This window comes from Leuconostoc citreum (assembly GCF_004354555.1).
In the GTDB taxonomy this organism is placed as follows: Bacteria; Bacillota; Bacilli; order Lactobacillales; family Lactobacillaceae; genus Leuconostoc; species Leuconostoc citreum.
In genome coordinates, this window is sequence record NZ_PUFH01000005.1 from 583,289 (window position 1) to 598,692 (window position 15,404).

Annotated in this window: 15 protein-coding genes, 1 tRNA gene and 1 other annotated feature; of the genes, 5 read left to right on the forward strand and 11 right to left on the reverse strand. The window is 39.6% G+C overall.

Features of this window, described 5'->3' with window-relative positions; all coding sequences use genetic code 11:
* Positions 1-13: 13 nt before the first annotated feature.
* The 3 genes from thrS to larD all read right to left on the reverse strand — a co-directional run bounded on the left by thrS (position 14) and on the right by larD (position 3,254).
* A complete protein-coding gene (thrS, locus tag C5L21_RS07215) occupies positions 14-1,975 on the reverse strand; it encodes a threonine--tRNA ligase (protein ID WP_004908108.1) in 1,962 nt (653 codons plus the stop codon).
* A 91-nt stretch (positions 1,976-2,066) separates the two neighbouring features.
* Positions 2,067-2,272, reverse strand: a binding site (T-box leader).
* A gap of 36 nt (positions 2,273-2,308) precedes the next feature.
* Positions 2,309-2,431 carry a hypothetical protein gene (locus C5L21_RS09585; RefSeq protein ID WP_004900377.1) on the reverse strand — a complete coding sequence of 41 codons (123 nt, stop codon included), beginning with the start codon at positions 2,429-2,431 and terminating at the stop codon, positions 2,309-2,311.
* A gap of 103 nt (positions 2,432-2,534) precedes the next feature.
* Positions 2,535-3,254, reverse strand: a complete 720-nt coding sequence (gene larD / locus C5L21_RS07220; RefSeq protein ID WP_004900379.1) for a D/L-lactic acid transporter LarD — start codon at positions 3,252-3,254, stop codon at positions 2,535-2,537.
* Positions 3,255-3,505: 251 nt separating this feature from the next.
* On the opposite strand from larD, the gene C5L21_RS07225 reads away from it, so the two are divergent.
* Complete coding sequence (locus C5L21_RS07225; protein ID WP_133286229.1) at positions 3,506-3,958, forward strand: flavodoxin; 453 nt, start codon at positions 3,506-3,508, stop codon at positions 3,956-3,958.
* 44 nt (positions 3,959-4,002) lie between these two features.
* On the opposite strand, the gene C5L21_RS07230 is transcribed toward C5L21_RS07225, so the two are convergent.
* The 4 genes from C5L21_RS07230 to serC form a co-directional block, all read right to left on the reverse strand.
* On the reverse strand, positions 4,003-4,725 hold the full coding sequence (locus C5L21_RS07230) for a YebC/PmpR family DNA-binding transcriptional regulator (protein WP_004900382.1): 723 nt from the start codon (positions 4,723-4,725) through the stop codon (positions 4,003-4,005).
* A 123-nt stretch (positions 4,726-4,848) separates the two neighbouring features.
* A complete protein-coding gene (locus C5L21_RS07235) occupies positions 4,849-5,337 on the reverse strand; it encodes a phosphatidylglycerophosphatase A (RefSeq protein ID WP_004900384.1) in 489 nt (162 codons plus the stop codon).
* An 8-nt stretch (positions 5,338-5,345) separates the two neighbouring features.
* Complete coding sequence (locus tag C5L21_RS07240) at positions 5,346-6,524, reverse strand: 3-phosphoglycerate dehydrogenase family protein (RefSeq protein ID WP_004900387.1); 1,179 nt, start codon at positions 6,522-6,524, stop codon at positions 5,346-5,348.
* Positions 6,521-7,612, reverse strand: a complete 1,092-nt coding sequence (serC, locus tag C5L21_RS07245; RefSeq protein WP_004904228.1) for a 3-phosphoserine/phosphohydroxythreonine transaminase — start codon at positions 7,610-7,612, stop codon at positions 6,521-6,523. The genes C5L21_RS07240 and serC overlap by 4 nt, the downstream gene beginning before the upstream one ends.
* A 251-nt stretch (positions 7,613-7,863) precedes the next feature.
* Between serC and C5L21_RS07250 the strand changes: the two genes are divergently transcribed.
* The 3 genes from C5L21_RS07250 to C5L21_RS07260 all read left to right on the forward strand — a co-directional run bounded on the left by C5L21_RS07250 (position 7,864) and on the right by C5L21_RS07260 (position 10,305).
* A tRNA-Leu gene (locus C5L21_RS07250) sits at positions 7,864-7,947 on the forward strand.
* 311 nt (positions 7,948-8,258) lie between these two features.
* On the forward strand, positions 8,259-10,055 hold the full coding sequence (locus C5L21_RS07255) for an ABC transporter ATP-binding protein (protein ID WP_133286230.1): 1,797 nt from the start codon (positions 8,259-8,261) through the stop codon (positions 10,053-10,055).
* Between the two features lie 16 nt (positions 10,056-10,071).
* The gene (locus C5L21_RS07260) at positions 10,072-10,305 is read left to right on the forward strand and encodes a hypothetical protein (RefSeq protein ID WP_223245999.1); all 234 of its coding nucleotides are present in this window, start codon (positions 10,072-10,074) and stop codon (positions 10,303-10,305) included.
* A gap of 28 nt (positions 10,306-10,333) precedes the next feature.
* Here C5L21_RS07260 and pta read toward each other — a convergent pair whose 3' ends face one another.
* Both pta and C5L21_RS07270 read right to left on the reverse strand, forming a co-directional pair.
* The gene (gene pta / locus C5L21_RS07265; RefSeq protein WP_012305091.1) at positions 10,334-11,326 is read right to left on the reverse strand and encodes a phosphate acetyltransferase; all 993 of its coding nucleotides are present in this window, start codon (positions 11,324-11,326) and stop codon (positions 10,334-10,336) included.
* A 106-nt stretch (positions 11,327-11,432) separates the two neighbouring features.
* Positions 11,433-12,092, reverse strand: coding sequence for a uracil-DNA glycosylase (locus C5L21_RS07270; RefSeq protein ID WP_085698852.1), 660 nt, complete (start codon positions 12,090-12,092; stop codon positions 11,433-11,435).
* A gap of 42 nt (positions 12,093-12,134) precedes the next feature.
* Between C5L21_RS07270 and C5L21_RS07275 the strand changes: the two genes are divergently transcribed.
* Positions 12,135-12,674, forward strand: coding sequence for an LURP-one-related/scramblase family protein (locus C5L21_RS07275; protein ID WP_004900403.1), 540 nt, complete (start codon positions 12,135-12,137; stop codon positions 12,672-12,674).
* A gap of 91 nt (positions 12,675-12,765) precedes the next feature.
* Here the strand turns inward: C5L21_RS07275 and mmuM are convergent, their stop codons facing one another.
* Both mmuM and C5L21_RS07285 read right to left on the reverse strand, forming a co-directional pair.
* On the reverse strand, positions 12,766-13,680 hold the full coding sequence (gene mmuM / locus C5L21_RS07280; protein WP_085698850.1) for a homocysteine S-methyltransferase: 915 nt from the start codon (positions 13,678-13,680) through the stop codon (positions 12,766-12,768).
* Positions 13,667-15,079 carry an amino acid permease gene (locus C5L21_RS07285; RefSeq protein ID WP_004904239.1) on the reverse strand — a complete coding sequence of 471 codons (1,413 nt, stop codon included), beginning with the start codon at positions 15,077-15,079 and terminating at the stop codon, positions 13,667-13,669. The genes mmuM and C5L21_RS07285 overlap by 14 nt, the downstream gene beginning before the upstream one ends.
* Positions 15,080-15,404 lie beyond the last annotated feature (325 nt).

A 15,404-nucleotide genomic window follows, 5' to 3' on the forward strand; every position in this document is an offset into this window, starting at 1 on the left:
ACAAATCAATTAGTTAGTCATTTACTGGACGTGAGTAATTGGCAACATCAGCTAGAATTTCACTTTGGAAATCTGCAAAACGCATTGTTCTTGTTTTTTCTTCACCGTACTTACGTACTGTAACTGTCTGTCCGTCAACTTCCGAATCACCTAATACTAATGTATATGGGATTTTATTAGTTTGTGCTTCACGAATCAAATAACCCATTTTAGCATCTTTTGTTTCAACGTGTGCTCTAAGTCCCGCAGCTTGTAGCTGTGCTTGAATGTCATTAGCATAATCGCCATGAGCACCAAGGTTAACCGGAATAATTTGCACTTGTAATGGTGATAACCATGTTGGGAAAGCGCCCTTATACATTTCAATAAGGTACGCTGTGAAACGTTCCATCGTTCCAACAATACCACGATGGAGCATCACAGGGCGATGATTGTCTTGGCCATCTGCGCCAATATATGTCAAATTAAATCGTTCTGGCAATAGGAAGTCTAATTGAATAGTAGACATCGTTTCTTCACTGCCCAAAGCTGTTTTCGTTTGAACATCTAACTTTGGTCCGTAGAAAGCAGCTTCACCTTCTGCTTCATAGTAATCCAATTTCAAATCGTCCATGGCACGTTTCAACTGTGCTTGAGATTTTTCCCACATATCGTCATCATCAAAATATTTTTCAGTATTTTCAGGATCACGATAAGACAAGCGGAAACGATAGTCAGTGATATTGAAGTCACGATAAACGCCCATCATCATCGTCAAAATTGATTTAAATTCTTCTTCAAGCTTTTCTGGTTCAACAAATGTATGACCATCGTTAAGCGTCATTTCGCGAACACGTGATAGCCCTGTTAAAGCACCTGACTTTTCATAACGATGCATCATGCCTAATTCGGCAATACGTATTGGTAACTCACGGTATGATCGTGGCTTATGATTGAAAACCATGATATGTGATGGGCAATTCATTGGTCGTAATTCTAAAAATTCTCCCTCGCCCATGTCCATTGGTGGGAACATATCTTCACGATAATGATCCCAATGGCCTGAAGTTTTGTATAAGTTCAAATTTGACAAAACTGGTGTGTACACATGCTGATAACCATTAGCTAATTCTTTATCAATGATATAGCGTTCTACCTGACGGCGAATCGTTGCACCGTTTGGTAACCAAACGGGCAAGCCAGAGCCGACTTCTTGACTAGTAAAGAACAAATCCATGTCACGCCCAATCGTACGATGATCGCGTTCTTTTGCCTCTTCGCGTCGTTGAATTTCAGCATCAACATCTGCTTGCTTCCATTCAGCAACACCGTAGATTCTTTGCATCATCGGATTGGATGATTTTCCACGCCAGTAGGCACCAGCAACAGAAGTCAACTTAAAATGCTTAATCCAGCCAGTAGATGGCACCAGGCCCCCTTTATCCAATTCGATATGATCCCCTTGAACCGCAATCGTAATTTTTTCATCTTCTGGCAAATCAGAGATTAACGCAATTTTATAAGGATCTTCCGCAAACATGCTTAACGCTTCTTCACGGGTAATTTCACGTGATACGATTGGCAAATCTTCTTTAACTATTTTATGCATCATAGCTTCGATTTCAGGGAAATCCTCCACAGAAACCTGGTTACCAGCCCCATTGTCAGTGTCATAATAGAAACCATTGTCAATAAATGGTCCGACACCAAAATGCATATTAGCAAACTTTGGTATCCGCTTCAAGGCTTGTGCCAATAAATGTGAAGCAGCATGACGCAATAATGATATTGCTTCATCATCACTAGTCGTAATTAATTGGAAATCGCCTGATGCTGGTATCATGTCGTGCATACCCACATAAGCCCCATGCAACTTAGCCGATACAGATTTTTTGGCTAATGACTTTGATATACTTTCTGCAACAGCTAAAGGTGTCGTCCCCTCGGGAAAAACTTTAACGGCACCATCTGGAAAAGTAAGACTAATTTCTGACATATTAACAATATTCCTTTCATTTGACGTTTGTTTTAATGCAAACGTTTCTGACATTTATAAAAACAAAAACGTCCCCTTGAGTCATGCGACTCAAAGGGACGTTTCACCGTGGTACCACCCAAGTTTAGCACATAAAGTGCGACTTAAATGACAGCTAACGGTGTCACCCGAATGGTTTTCAAAACTTACTTACCACTACTCAAAGGTAGTCTTTTCCGTGCAAATTACCCATTTTCACCAAACATGGATTCTCTTAAAAATTGCAAACAGTCCAGTTGTCCTTATCAACGTTATTGTGATTATTTTAGCACTGTTCACACCGTTGTGCAACAATTACTTTGGGTTGATTTCTGTTAATACAAGCGCTAATGCTTCCTTAGCCACTGCATCATGATCTAAAATACCATTGTCAAAAGCCGTTTTTAATGCATCATACTGCTGTTTTGTTAGTGTCATAATATCTTCTCTCTAAAAAATAAATTAATACTTTAATTATAACGAAGGGACGGCAAAATTCAAGTACAAACAGGTCCACTGAATTGTAAATAAAAAGGTCTCACTAGAGACCTAGATAATATTTTGAAAACAGTGCTGCAAAAATGGCACCAACAAAAGGTGCTAGTCCTGGTACCAAGACACCATACTTAAAATCAGCATCTGCGCGATTTTGCCATGGTAACATGGCATAGGCCAAACGCGGCCCCATATCTCGCGCTAGATTCATTGCAAAGCCAGTTGTGCCACCCATTCCCATGCCAACTGCCCAAACAAGAAAACCAATGGCTAATGGCACCATTCCTGGTACATGACCTGCTCTTGCTGAAATGGCTAGAATACTAGTCAAAAACACAAATGTCGCAAAAGCTTCCACAAAGAAATTACGTGGTAGGTTGCGAATAGCTGGCGCAGTTGAGAAAATATTGCGGACAATGACTGGATCAATATCTTTTTCTGATAATTTAAATTGGTCAGCATACATCACGTAAACAATTAAAGAACCCGCAATTCCCCCTAACACTTCGACCACACTAACAATTAAAAAATAAGTTATATCTATTTTGCCCAATACCAGCTGAACCATCGCCATTGCTGGATTAATAAACACATCCCCAAATACAAATAGCACAATTGTGATACCAAATCCCCAAGTCGTAATCGCAAAAATATGCCCTGAACCGTGATATTTCGTCCGGTTTAATACCTCGTCAGCGTGTACGCCAACACCAAAAATGATCATTAGGGCTGTGCCCATGAACTCAGCCAACAACTGGTGTATCATTTGTAATCTCCTAAGCGGTCGCAAATCTATCAAGAAGTCGCGGTTTTTTATGTTATTTTTCCATTCCTTATATTAAGGCCTTGAATAGGCGCTGTAAAGCCTTTTTATAGTTTTGTCAACAAACCGTCACATTTCGTGTTTTGTTTCACGAAGTATGATGATACTTTTTTAAGTCATCTTGCCTTATAATGGAAAGTAATATATTAATGGGAGGATGGCCATAACAAACGATGTATGGTCAACGATAAGTTATGAATGCACACGTTGTTTATGCAACAATCACCGGAAACAATGAGGATGTCGCTGATGTTATCATCACGGCCTTAAGAGCTGCCCATGTGACTGTCAAAAAAACAGAAATATCACAGACTGAGGTAGAAGAGTTAGCAGAAAGTGATATTGCTGTCGTTGTGCCCTACACCTATGATAATGGTTCATTACCTGATGAGGGCTTAGACTTCTTTGAAGAATTAGCCGATGTTGATTTAGATAATGTCATTTATGGCGTTGCAGGTTCTGGAGACACCTATTACTTGGATGATTTCTGCGTTGCCGTTCCAAAATTCGAAGCCCAATTTGCTAAGACGCATGCCATTAAAGGTGCTGAAGGGGTTAAAATTAACCTCAGACCAGACGAAAAAGATACACTGACACTCAATGCGTTTGCACAGCAATTAATTAAAGCTGCACAAGCACGGTCATAATAAAAAGCACTATCTTGATCAAGATAGTGCTTTTTATATACGAATCAATCAGCCGTTGTATAAACTGCCAAAACATCTTCGTTTTCTTCTAACTCATCGACTAGCTTATCAAGCTTGTCACGATCGTCATCAGAAATTTCAGCTGGATTTTGTGCAATCATCGTTACTTCTGCTTCTTCAAAAACATAACCATCAGCTGTCAAAGCAGCTTCAACAGTTTGAAAATCAGCTGGCGTTGTATAAATTTCAAACACTTCATCTTGTGTCTGTACATCCTCCGCGCCAGCTTCCAATGCGGCTTCTAGCACCGTGTCTTCGTCAAGATCAGGAAAATCCGTACGATTAATAGCCAAATAGCCCTTGCGATCAAATTGAAATGCGACTGAACCTGTCGTTCCTAAAGCACCGCCAAAATGCTTAAATGAGTTACGAATACTTGATACTGTACGATTGATATTGTCAGTTGATGTTTCAACCAAAATGGCTACACCAGCTGTCCCATAACCTTCATAAGTTACTTCTTCAAACTTTTGGCCACCAGCACCTGAAGCCTTATCTAACGCACGTTGGATATTGTCTTTTGGCATATTAGCAGATTTAGCCTTTTCAACAACTAAACGCAACGAAGCGTTCATTTCTGGGTCGGCGCCACCAGCTTTTGCAGCCACATATAAATCATGTGCTAGTTTTTGGAAAATTTTACCACGCTTAGCATCTTGGGCATTTTTTCGGCCCTGGATGTTATGCCACTTACTATGTCCTGACATGTTAACATCTCCTTGAAATTGTCAATATAATTTTAATTTTAACAAAAAAAAGTAACAATGACTAGTTTTAGTGATAAATTTAACACAAAAAGCCTTTGCTACTTTATTATTTTTGAAATCAACTTAATAAGTATTACCACCAAGCAGTTCCAGATATGTCATCGCAGCACTTGCAATTAGAGCAGCTAGAATATCATCTAGGTAAACATTAATCGTATCGGTTCGATCATTAATTTCGCCAATTAATCCTGGCTTAAGATCATCTAATAGACCATAATGGACTGTTGCTGCTGCTGAAAACTGTTGGGTAATCGCAATAGCTAAAATTTCATCAACATTGTGTCCATTCGCATCACGCTGTAACCGTGCTTTTAGAGGTTGACTATCTGGCATTGTTTCAGCTTGTTCATCAAGATAAAGCGCTGTCAAAATGATGTCAGCTACTTCGTCCTTGTGCAACACTTTTGCAATGGATGACATCAATGTCGTGTCGTCAACAGCATCTTTATACTTTTCTGACAGAAATATGCGTGTACCATCGGCTATATCATCAATGGTCACACCACGTTCTGCTAGTTTGATTATTGCTGCTTCTTGTAAATCTTTCATCATTTTACTCCTCAATAATCTTCATTCAAGTAGCGTCGTGTCAAAATAACATGTGGAATCTCATCCAAAGCAGTCTTAACATACGCTTGTTGTTCATCTGTGAAATCGTTAATTGCAACCAACGTATAGGCGTAAGCGCCAACAGCACGATTACTTAATTGCTCGATGTTAATCCCATTGTCACCAAAAAACTTTGAAATTTGGCTAATCATATTAGGAACATTTTCATGGATAATGCCCACGCGGTATTTTGTTACAAACGGCTCATTAATATCCGGGTAATTAACTGAATTGACAATATTCCCTGTTGTTAAGTATGTGTCTAATTGGCGAGCAGCCATTAAAGCACTAGTATCTTCTGCTTCTACAGTAGACCCACCAATATGTGGCGTAATAATCACTTTGGGATGATCGAATAAGGCTTCATCGGCAAAGTCTGTAATGTAGACACGTAACTTATCTTGATCCAATGCCGCTTTAGCTGCCAAATCATCGACAATTCCGCCACGAGACATATTCAGTAACGCAGCGCCGGGCTTCATTTTTGAAAGGCTATCAGCAGCAATAAAGAATTTGTTTTTTTCAGTTAGTGGGATGTGAACTGTAACATAATCTGATTGTTGCAACACTTCATCAACACTTTTAGCATGTGCAATATGCCGGTCAATACGCCAAGCTGTATTGGCGTTCAAACCAGGGTCATAGCCAATAACATCCATATCTAATGCTAAAGCCGTATTTGCAACTTTCGAACCCACATTACCTAAACCAATAACCCCTAATGTTTTGCCTGCTAATTCTGTACCGCGATAACCACCTTTATTCACTTCTGTTCGCAATGACACATCTCCACCGCGTGTCTCATTAGCAAAACCAATAGCGCCAACTACTGGTCGGGCAGCTAAAATCAATGACGCAATAGTTAATTCTTTCACAGCATTAGCATTGCCACCTGGTGTATTAAAGACAACAATACCGCGTTTTGACAACTCATCAACGGGAATATTATTAAAGCCGGCGCCAGCACGGACAACTGCACGCACGCTATCAGCAATAGTTTCCTGATGCAAATTTTGAGAACGTAACAGAATCGCTTTCGGCTCTTCAGTGGTATCAATTTCATAGCCATGAGTTGTTAAATAGTTTAAGCCTTTTGCACTAATGGCATTATATGTTTTAATATTTGTCATACTTGCTCTTTTTCAACTTTCTTCAAAAATGTTATCAATGCGTCAACAGCTGCCATAGATTGTGCATTATACAGAGATGCTCTAAAGCCACCAACTGAGCGGTGACCATTCAAATTAAATAGTCCTTCTGACTCAGCACGCTTAGCAATCATTTTGTCGCGTGTCAAATCGCCTGTGGTAAATACCACGTTGGTTAATGAACGTGCAGTTGTTTCAACCGGAGCTGTATAAAAATCCGACTGGTCTAAGAAGGCGTAGAGTTTGTGGGCTTTTGCTAGATTGCGCCGATGCATTTCAGTGACACCGCCTTGCGCAACAACCCAATCCAATACAAGGTTAAGCGCATAAATTGAAAACACTGGTGATGTGTTATACATGGATTGTTTGTCAATATGATTTTGATAGCGCATCATCGGTCCAACATGACGTACATCTTGCTGTGCTAACCAGTCTTTTTTAATGATGGCAACTGTCACACCAGCTGGGCCAAGATTTTTTTGACCACCAGCAAAGACAGCATCAAATGCGTTAATATCATAGGGTTCAGCTAAAATATTGGAACTCATATCGGCTACAAGTCGGCCTGTTGTACTTGGCAAATTGTCCTGATGAAATGTTGTGCCTTCGATAGTGTTATTAGTTACAATATGCAAATAATCGTAAAGTTCAGGGTCGAAATGTTCGGGTAAAATTGGTAGTTTTTGATAATTTATTCCCTTTGTACTGTTCAATACTGTGGCTTGTTTCCCTAACATTTCTGCTGCTTCACTTGCTTTAGCTGCAAAGTTGCCCGAATCAAGAATGGCAATATGTGACTGATTTGTTGCAAAATTAAGTGGAATCATCTCAAACTGCGTTGACCCACCGCCTTGCAAAAATATAACGGCATAGTCTTCTGGAATAGCCATTAACTCACGCAACTTTTGCTCAGCTTCGGTAACTATGGCTTGAAATTGTGCGGATCGATGAGATATTTCAATAATACTCATATGTGTGTGTTCGTTACGTTCGAATTCTTGCTTAATCTGGGTAATGACTTCATCTGGCAAAACACCAGGACCCGCAGAAAAATTATAAGTTTTTGCCATAATTTCGTGCTAGCGCACATCCTTCCTTAATAAAAAACAATTTTCAAAATAGACGTCAACAATTTAACGAACATTTAGAAAAAAAACAGCTGAATAATGACAATAATTCGCAAAAAAGCTAAAATAAAATCAATTTTAGAACAAAAAAACAAACTTTATTGCAATTCAAGTCACTATTTTCATGTTACTATATCTTTAATTAAAGTCAATCTTTTATTTTAATACTTTTTTTAGTATAATGAATGAGTAATGCCGCTGTGGCGGAACTGGCAGACGCGTACCGTTCAGGTCGGTATGAGAGCAATCTCGTGCAGGTTCGATTCCTGTCAGCGGCATCATTATAAAAAGGCAGCTTGTTAAATCAAGCTGCCTTTTTATTAAGAAATATTAAAAAAACATATTATTTTCTAAACAATCCCTTATTGTTACACAGTCGTCATATAATCAGATTATATTAGGATAAAATAACAATCGGAGTATTGTAATATGGGACGACGACCTACTGTAAAGCGCCACATCAAATGGTGGCGTATCATTGGTTGGCTTTATCTAACAGGTTTATTACTATATGGAAGCTATATTATTTTAACTAGCCTCAAACATTAAAAAAACATTTATAACGTAATTAGCGTATAATAATGCCATTATGATAAATGGACCTGGGCGAATGAGCCCCTCTCAAATTAAAGAACAACTAGCAGCCTCTGACACCACAACTAGCGAAATGATTCGTTTTGTATTCGGGTCCGTTTTAAAGCGCCGTGGTCTTGTAGCCCTTAACGTTGCGCTTTTGACGATGATGGCTGGCTTAAATTTTGTTGTGCCACAGTTTACAAAAAATATTATTGATCATGCCCTACCACATTCAATCACAACTGAGCTGTACCGCAATGTTACGTTATTAATTTTGACGACAATTTTACTTGGCATAATAACATTTGCCTCAACTTATATGATGCAAATGTTATCACAACGCGCCATTACTGAATTACGTATTAAAACTTACCAATTTATTTTAAAGCAAGACTATGCTTTTTTTCAAGATACTAAGACTGGTGATTTAATGGTCAGACTCACTAGCGATATTAGCAACCTACAAATGTTAATCAGTGCGAATACTTTTGGCATTATTGGTAATTTATTTACTTTTGTCGGCGTATTATGCTTCTTATTTTGGCAAAATTGGCAGTTGGCAGCACTAGTGTCTGTGACTTTTCCTATTCTATTCATTACGATACGGTTTTTCCGGACGCGGATTCGCGAGTCATTTGCCAATGTTCGTACCGCCCAAAGTAAAATTAATAATCAACTACAAGCAACACTCACCGAAATTGAACTCATTAAATCGTATACTACTGAAATACCCGAAACGCAAAAATTTGAATCCATCGCCAACGAATCCAACACATACTCCCATACTGCAACTAAGTGGCAAGCTATTTTTCAACCGTTGGTTACCTTAATCAATACCATTGGTACAGCTACCGTACTATTGTTCGGTGCCTTATTAGTGATGAACCATCAGATGACTATTGGTGACTTAGTGGCTTATCTAGCCTACGTTACTATGTTACAAGATCCTATTCGTTCATTTTCAATGCTCATGAACGTCTTCCAAACAGCACAAGTATCCTATGATCGCATTAAAAATATCCTAAGCTATACGCCGACGATTACAGAAATTACGCAACCGGCGCCATTTCCACTGCCGCTTTCTACCAGTATTCAACTTCATGATGTTAACTTTGATTATCAATCAGGTACTGATTACGCTTTAAAAAATGTATCTCTGACTATACCAGTTGGTCAAACTACTGCATTAGTTGGCCGATCCGGTTCCGGAAAATCAACTATTGTCAAATTACTGACACGTTTATATGATTGCTCTAGCGGGCACATTACTTTTGATAATATAAATATAAAGTCATTTGCCCTAAAAGATTTACGTCAAAATATTGCCGTAGTGAGCCAAGAGGTTACAATTATTGATGGCACAATCGGTGATAACATTACCTATGGCAGTCAACCAACCGACGCAGCAGCTATTTGGCGAGCTGCTGAATTAGCTGACATTGCCAGTTTTATCTCACAATTACCACAACAGCTAGACACGCCCGTTGGCGAACGTGGTATTAAACTTTCAGGTGGGCAAAAGCAACGACTGTCCATTGCACGCGCCTTGTTAAAGGATGCACCAATTGTCATTTTAGATGAAGCAACCGCGGCACTAGATAATGAATCTGAAAAGGCCATTCAGCATGCATTAGATAATCTAATGGTCACCAAAACTTCTATTGTGATTGCACATCGTCTGAGTACTGTTCATAAAGCTAATCAAATTATTGTGATGGATGAGGGTCAAGTAGCTGAATCCGGTACTCACGATACACTACTAAAAAATAAAGGTATTTATAAGAAATTATACGATGCACAATTCGAATAATAAAAGCGTCCAACAAATGATAACAGTCCAAACTATTCAAGATAAATTACGCCAAAAACCCGGTGTCTCTGCCTCAATCCAATTCTATGATATGGCTGACCGCTATTTTCTCACAATTGGTGCCTATCATCAAGAATTGTCTGATAGTGACGCTAAGCGTCTCTTATCAGAATTACAAAAAGATAAGCAATCAATATTAACCACTAAAAATAACCACCCTGCGCTGTTGATTACAAATAAAAAACACTGAGCGAATCTCAGTGTTTTTTATTTGTGCTTTATACTAATGCCTGTGCTGCTGTAATAATTGCAACTTTGTACACATCCTCTTCATTTGCGCCACGTGACAAGTCAGAAACTGGCTTGGCTAGTCCTTGCAAAATAGGCCCAATTGCTTCAAAACCGCCTAGACGTTGCGCAATTTTATAACCAATATTACCAGCCTCTAAACTTGGGAAAATAAATGTGTTGGCATGGCCAGCAACTTTTGAGTTTGGTGCCTTTGCCTCACCAACAGAAGCTACAAAAGCCGCATCAAATTGTAACTCACCATCGATACTATCAGCTAAATCAGGTGCCAGTTTTTTAGCTATAGCCGTAGCTTCTGCAACCTTATCGACTAGTGGTGATTTTGCAGAGCCTTTAGTTGAAAATGATAACATGGCCACTTTTGGTTCAATGTCAAAGACTTGTGCAGTTTTGGCTGATTGTACAGCAATTTCAGCCATTGTTTCTGCATCAACATCTATATTAATAGCTGCATCAGAGAATACATAACGTGCCTCACCTTTTTGCATAATAAAGGCACCTGAAATACGTGACGAGCCTGGCGCTGTTTTAATAATTTGTAATGCCGGCCGAACTGTATCACCGGTTGGATGTGTGGCACCCGAAACCATGCCGTCAGCTTGACCAGTGTAAACCAGCATTGTGCCGAAGTAATTAACATCAGCCAACCACTTTGCTGCCGTTTCTGCATCAGTTTTTCCTTTGCGACGGTCAACTAAGGCGGCATTTAATTTGGCAAGCGCTTTTTCATCATATGTTGCTGGATCAATGATTACTAAGTCCGATAAATCATAGTTATTGGCAACCGCTGTTGCTTCAATAGCCTTTTGTGCGCCCAACAAAATTGGCTTAATTAGGCCTTCAGCAGCCAAACGCACCGCTGCGCCCTGAATACGAACATCTTCACCCTCAGGAAAAACAATCACTTTGTTTTGACCGCTAATTTTCCCCTTCAATTGTTCAAATAATTCCACCACAAGCATTCCCTCCAGCGTGTTCAAACAAACACTGTTTTTAATTTACAACTTCATTGTAACAGAACACATGCCATTTGTCTGTGATTTTACTACATTTTGTGATTTTATTCACTCACTCTAACCAGTGGATACTGTCGCGCCCATTTTGCGTTAAAAATTGGTTTGCTTTGGAAAACGGATGGCTACCAAAAAAACCACGATATGCTGATAATGGACTCGGATGGGCCGCCGCCAGTACTAAGTGTTTTGACTCATCAATATACTGTCGTTTTGACTGCGCAAATTTTCCCCATAAAATGAATACGGTTGGCTCGCCTGCGTCAGATACAGCTTGAATAATAGCATCTGTTAACGGCTCCCAAACTAAGCCAGCATGCGCGTTAGCCTGGCCTTCAGGAACAGTCAACACCGCATTTAAAAGTAAGACCCCTTGTTTAGCCCACGATGTTAAGTCATGTGAAGCACGCGGCCCAATATCAGTTGCTAATTCTTTTAAAATATTTTGCAATGATGGTGGTGCAGGTACAGCGTCTGGTACAGAAAAGCTGAGCCCTTGTGCCTGCCCTAAGCCATGATAAGGATCCTGCCCCATGATCACAACTTTTGTATGATCAAGCGACGTCATTGACAAGGCAGCAAAGACTTTTTCTTTTGGTGGAAATATGGATTGCTCCTGATATTGCACATCTAAAAACTGCTTAATATTATTAATTTGTTCAGGTGTTAACTTGGCATTAATATAAGGTGCCCAAGTTGTATGAGATAATGGCATAATTTGACTACTTTCATGTTAAAATGAGTGCAAGAGGCGATCATGACAAAATATTATTTAAGACAACGGCATAGCATTGATGACGGCGTCAATATCGTGTTTGATGAAAACTTTCAAGCAAGTTATTTAGTATCTGGCCGTACAGGGAAAAAACATGATGAATTGCATGTTCAGGATATGTCCGGTCGTGTTTTAGTGCGTATTCAACAAACTTCTTATGGCATGTTACCACGCTTTTCATTACGCTATCGTGGACACACAGTTGGCTCGATTAGTTTCACCCTCGGTCATCTTGGCGATCTTGTCTATGTTCGTCAACTTGGCTGGCTAATCTCTGGCAATTTTATGGCTGGTCGATACCTCACTACACATAATACCAAAAAATTACTTTCCGTGAAGCCTAACATTCGTCCTGACGGTATTTATAATCAACTGACTGTAACCTTTGACTCCCAAGCACCAGTTCATATTGCGATTGCCGCGTTACTCGATATATGGGGGACAAAATCTAATCCACTGACGCGTTTTAAATGGCTACCCGGCCAATCAGAAAATTACAAACTAACTTATTGTCGTCACTAAACGCAAAAGCTAACGCTGTGCGCATTAACGACGTAAAAAGGCCTGAAAAGAGCGTGACTCTTTTCAGGCTTTTTTACGCAACATGATGGCTTTATTGCTTTTGTAAAATGTCGTGAATTTCACGAATATCTTCCGGACTTGTTCGGCAACAACCGCCAATGATGTCAGCACCAGCATGTTGCCACAACGGCACCAATCGTCGCCAGTTAATTGGTTCGTTATTAGTCACCCAGCGTTTTGTTTCTGGATTATACACTTCACCAGCATTAGGATAAACAATTACTTTTTTATCCGTATTGGGTTTGATTCGCGTGATGGCAGGTAAAATGTTATCTGGTGCTGTACAATTGATGCCAATGGCCTTAATTTGCTCGAATTGATTAAAATAAGCTACAGCATGTGCTAAACGTGTGCCATCCCACAAATAATCTCCTGCTTCGGTAGCAAATGATAAATAGGCTTCAACCTCAGGAAATTCGTTTTGTAACAATAGCGCTATCGCTTGAGCTTCTTTAAAGTTAGGCATAGTTTCTAAAGCCAATATATCGACATTATTGTGCACTAAGCGCTTTATTCGCTGTCTATGAAATGCCTGATATGCCTGGATTGAGAGGTCATAATCACCGGTATATTCAGCCCCATTGGCTAGATACGCCCCATAAGGTCCCACTGAACCAGCAATGATACCTGATGATTTCTCTGATTTTTTCAAACCATCTCGTGCCAATGCAACAGCTAAATCAATGAGTTCATAGGCTTCATTTTCTGATAGGCCCGAATCCACAAATGTCTGTGGGTGTGCTTGGTACGTATCGACAATAGCAATTTGTGCTCCTGCATTAAAATATGATTGATGTATATCACGCACAAGATTGGGTGCCTGTATTAGTGCAGAAGCAGACCATAAATTATTGGCCACAGCAATATGTTGCTTGTCAATTTCACTTCCCAAACCACCATCTAAAATTACTGGTCCTTGAAATAATAACTCACTAAACTTTGTCATGAACTTGTCTCTCCTGTGATATTTTAATGCGTTTGTGTTGATATTTGTTCAATAGTTTAAATCTCAATGCATAATATCCATACACTAATAGTATGAACGGTATCGACCACAATAGTGCCATGCGTTGCGCTGGGTCAAATATGACTAATATGACTGATAATGATGATCCAGCAAATCCAGCTAGCGGTAAGATTGGATAAGCCCACTTTGGGTATCGCAATTGGTTTAACTGGTGTGCTTTTTTTAATTTAAGATAATACTGGTAGTGAGACCAACTAATCGCAATCCAAACAAAGACAACTGCTAAGCCAGAGACTTCCACTAAAATCAAATACAGTTGTCCAGCAGCCATAAAGCTTGATCCTAATGCCAAGACTCCACCAAGTAAGCTCACAAATAAAGCTAATTGTGGTATTCCATGTTTATTAGTTACTGTAAATTTTGATGAAATAAGCCCTTCATGTCCTAAAGACCATAGCATTCGTGTTGAAGCATATAACCCTGAGTTCGCCATAGATAAAATTCCTGTCAAAATCACAAAGTTCATGATGTCTGCTGCATACGGAATACCAGCCATACTAAAAACTGTCACAAAGGGACTCTCAGTCACACCAGCCTTTTCGTAAGGAATAACCGCTGCTAAAATAACAATGCTGCCAATGAAGAAAATAATTTGCCGCCACCAGACTGCTTTAATGGCTTTAGGAATCGCTTTTTCAGGATTTTCGACTTCACCAGCTGTGATACCCATTAATTCCGTGCCACTAAAAGCAAAATTAACAGCCAATATCGTGGTGAATACGGCCCATATACCATTTGGAAAAGCACCATGACTTAAAATGTTTTGAAAGCCGGCAGAAGCCGTACGTGGTGAATGAATTATTCCGGTCAGAATCAAGACACCAACAAGCAAAAAGATAACAATAGCCACGACTTTTATTGCCGCTAGCCAATACTCACTCTCACCGAAGATGCGAGCAGAAAAAAAGTTACTTAATAAAATCACCAGCAAAAATAGACCAGAAAAAGACCAAACTGGTAAATGAGGCAACCACCTTTGCATGATAATACCAGCCGCTGTAAATTCTGAACCTAAGGCAATTGTCCAAGTTAGCCAGTAAGCAATCGCTACAAAAAATCCTGTCGCTGGACCAATTAACTGCTGCGCATGATAATGAAAGGCGCCAGTAGCTGGCATTGCAATAGATAACTCTGCAACACTCAACATCACCAAATACACTAATAAAGCGCCAATACTGTAAGCAATAATTGTGCCAAGTGCCCCAGCTGTATGAATTGTATAGGCAGATGACAAGAATAATCCTGTGCCAATACCGCTTGCTAGACCAATCATTTGAATATGTCTAGTCCGCATTGTTCTTTTTAATGTTGTCGCCATAATTTCCCCCTTAATGTTACACATGTCATTGCTAAAAAAAGCCCCGCAATCTAAATATCATTAGACTGCGGGACGATGATGATTCGTGGTACCACCCGTTATTTATGTGTTCAGAACACACCTTTGAAAAACAGCAATGCAATGTATTCTGACACATTTTAATTGCTGAATTAAATGGAGCTATATCGCGCTGAACCGATAATCGCTAACCTTATCCCAAACCTTGTACCGGGGATTTGCTCACGACAATGACACTCCAAGACCATCAACTTATCCAGGCAGGCCTTTATCTCAGCAATTATCGGCTCTCTTTTGCTACCATAAT

Excerpts from the sequence above, each read along its gene's own strand:
- thrS (WP_004908108.1), bottom strand. The coding sequence starts at position 1,975 with ATGTCAGAAATTAGTCTTACTTTTCCAGATGGTGCCGTTAAAGTTTTT.
- C5L21_RS09585 (WP_004900377.1), bottom strand. The coding sequence starts at position 2,431 with ATGACACTAACAAAACAGCAGTATGATGCATTAAAAACGGCTTTTGAC.
- larD (WP_004900379.1), bottom strand. The coding sequence starts at position 3,254 with ATGATACACCAGTTGTTGGCTGAGTTCATGGGCACAGCCCTAATGATC.
- C5L21_RS07225 (WP_133286229.1), top strand. The coding sequence starts at position 3,506 with ATGAATGCACACGTTGTTTATGCAACAATCACCGGAAACAATGAGGAT.
- C5L21_RS07230 (WP_004900382.1), bottom strand. The coding sequence starts at position 4,725 with ATGTCAGGACATAGTAAGTGGCATAACATCCAGGGCCGAAAAAATGCC.
- C5L21_RS07235 (WP_004900384.1), bottom strand. The coding sequence starts at position 5,337 with ATGATGAAAGATTTACAAGAAGCAGCAATAATCAAACTAGCAGAACGT.
- C5L21_RS07240 (WP_004900387.1), bottom strand. The coding sequence starts at position 6,524 with ATGACAAATATTAAAACATATAATGCCATTAGTGCAAAAGGCTTAAAC.
- serC (WP_004904228.1), bottom strand. The coding sequence starts at position 7,612 with ATGGCAAAAACTTATAATTTTTCTGCGGGTCCTGGTGTTTTGCCAGAT.
- C5L21_RS07255 (WP_133286230.1), top strand. The coding sequence starts at position 8,259 with ATGATAAATGGACCTGGGCGAATGAGCCCCTCTCAAATTAAAGAACAA.
- C5L21_RS07260 (WP_223245999.1), top strand. The coding sequence starts at position 10,072 with ATGATAACAGTCCAAACTATTCAAGATAAATTACGCCAAAAACCCGGT.
- pta (WP_012305091.1), bottom strand. The coding sequence starts at position 11,326 with ATGCTTGTGGTGGAATTATTTGAACAATTGAAGGGGAAAATTAGCGGT.
- C5L21_RS07270 (WP_085698852.1), bottom strand. The coding sequence starts at position 12,092 with ATGCCATTATCTCATACAACTTGGGCACCTTATATTAATGCCAAGTTA.
- C5L21_RS07275 (WP_004900403.1), top strand. The coding sequence starts at position 12,135 with ATGACAAAATATTATTTAAGACAACGGCATAGCATTGATGACGGCGTC.
- mmuM (WP_085698850.1), bottom strand. The coding sequence starts at position 13,680 with ATGACAAAGTTTAGTGAGTTATTATTTCAAGGACCAGTAATTTTAGAT.
- C5L21_RS07285 (WP_004904239.1), bottom strand. The coding sequence starts at position 15,079 with ATGGCGACAACATTAAAAAGAACAATGCGGACTAGACATATTCAAATG.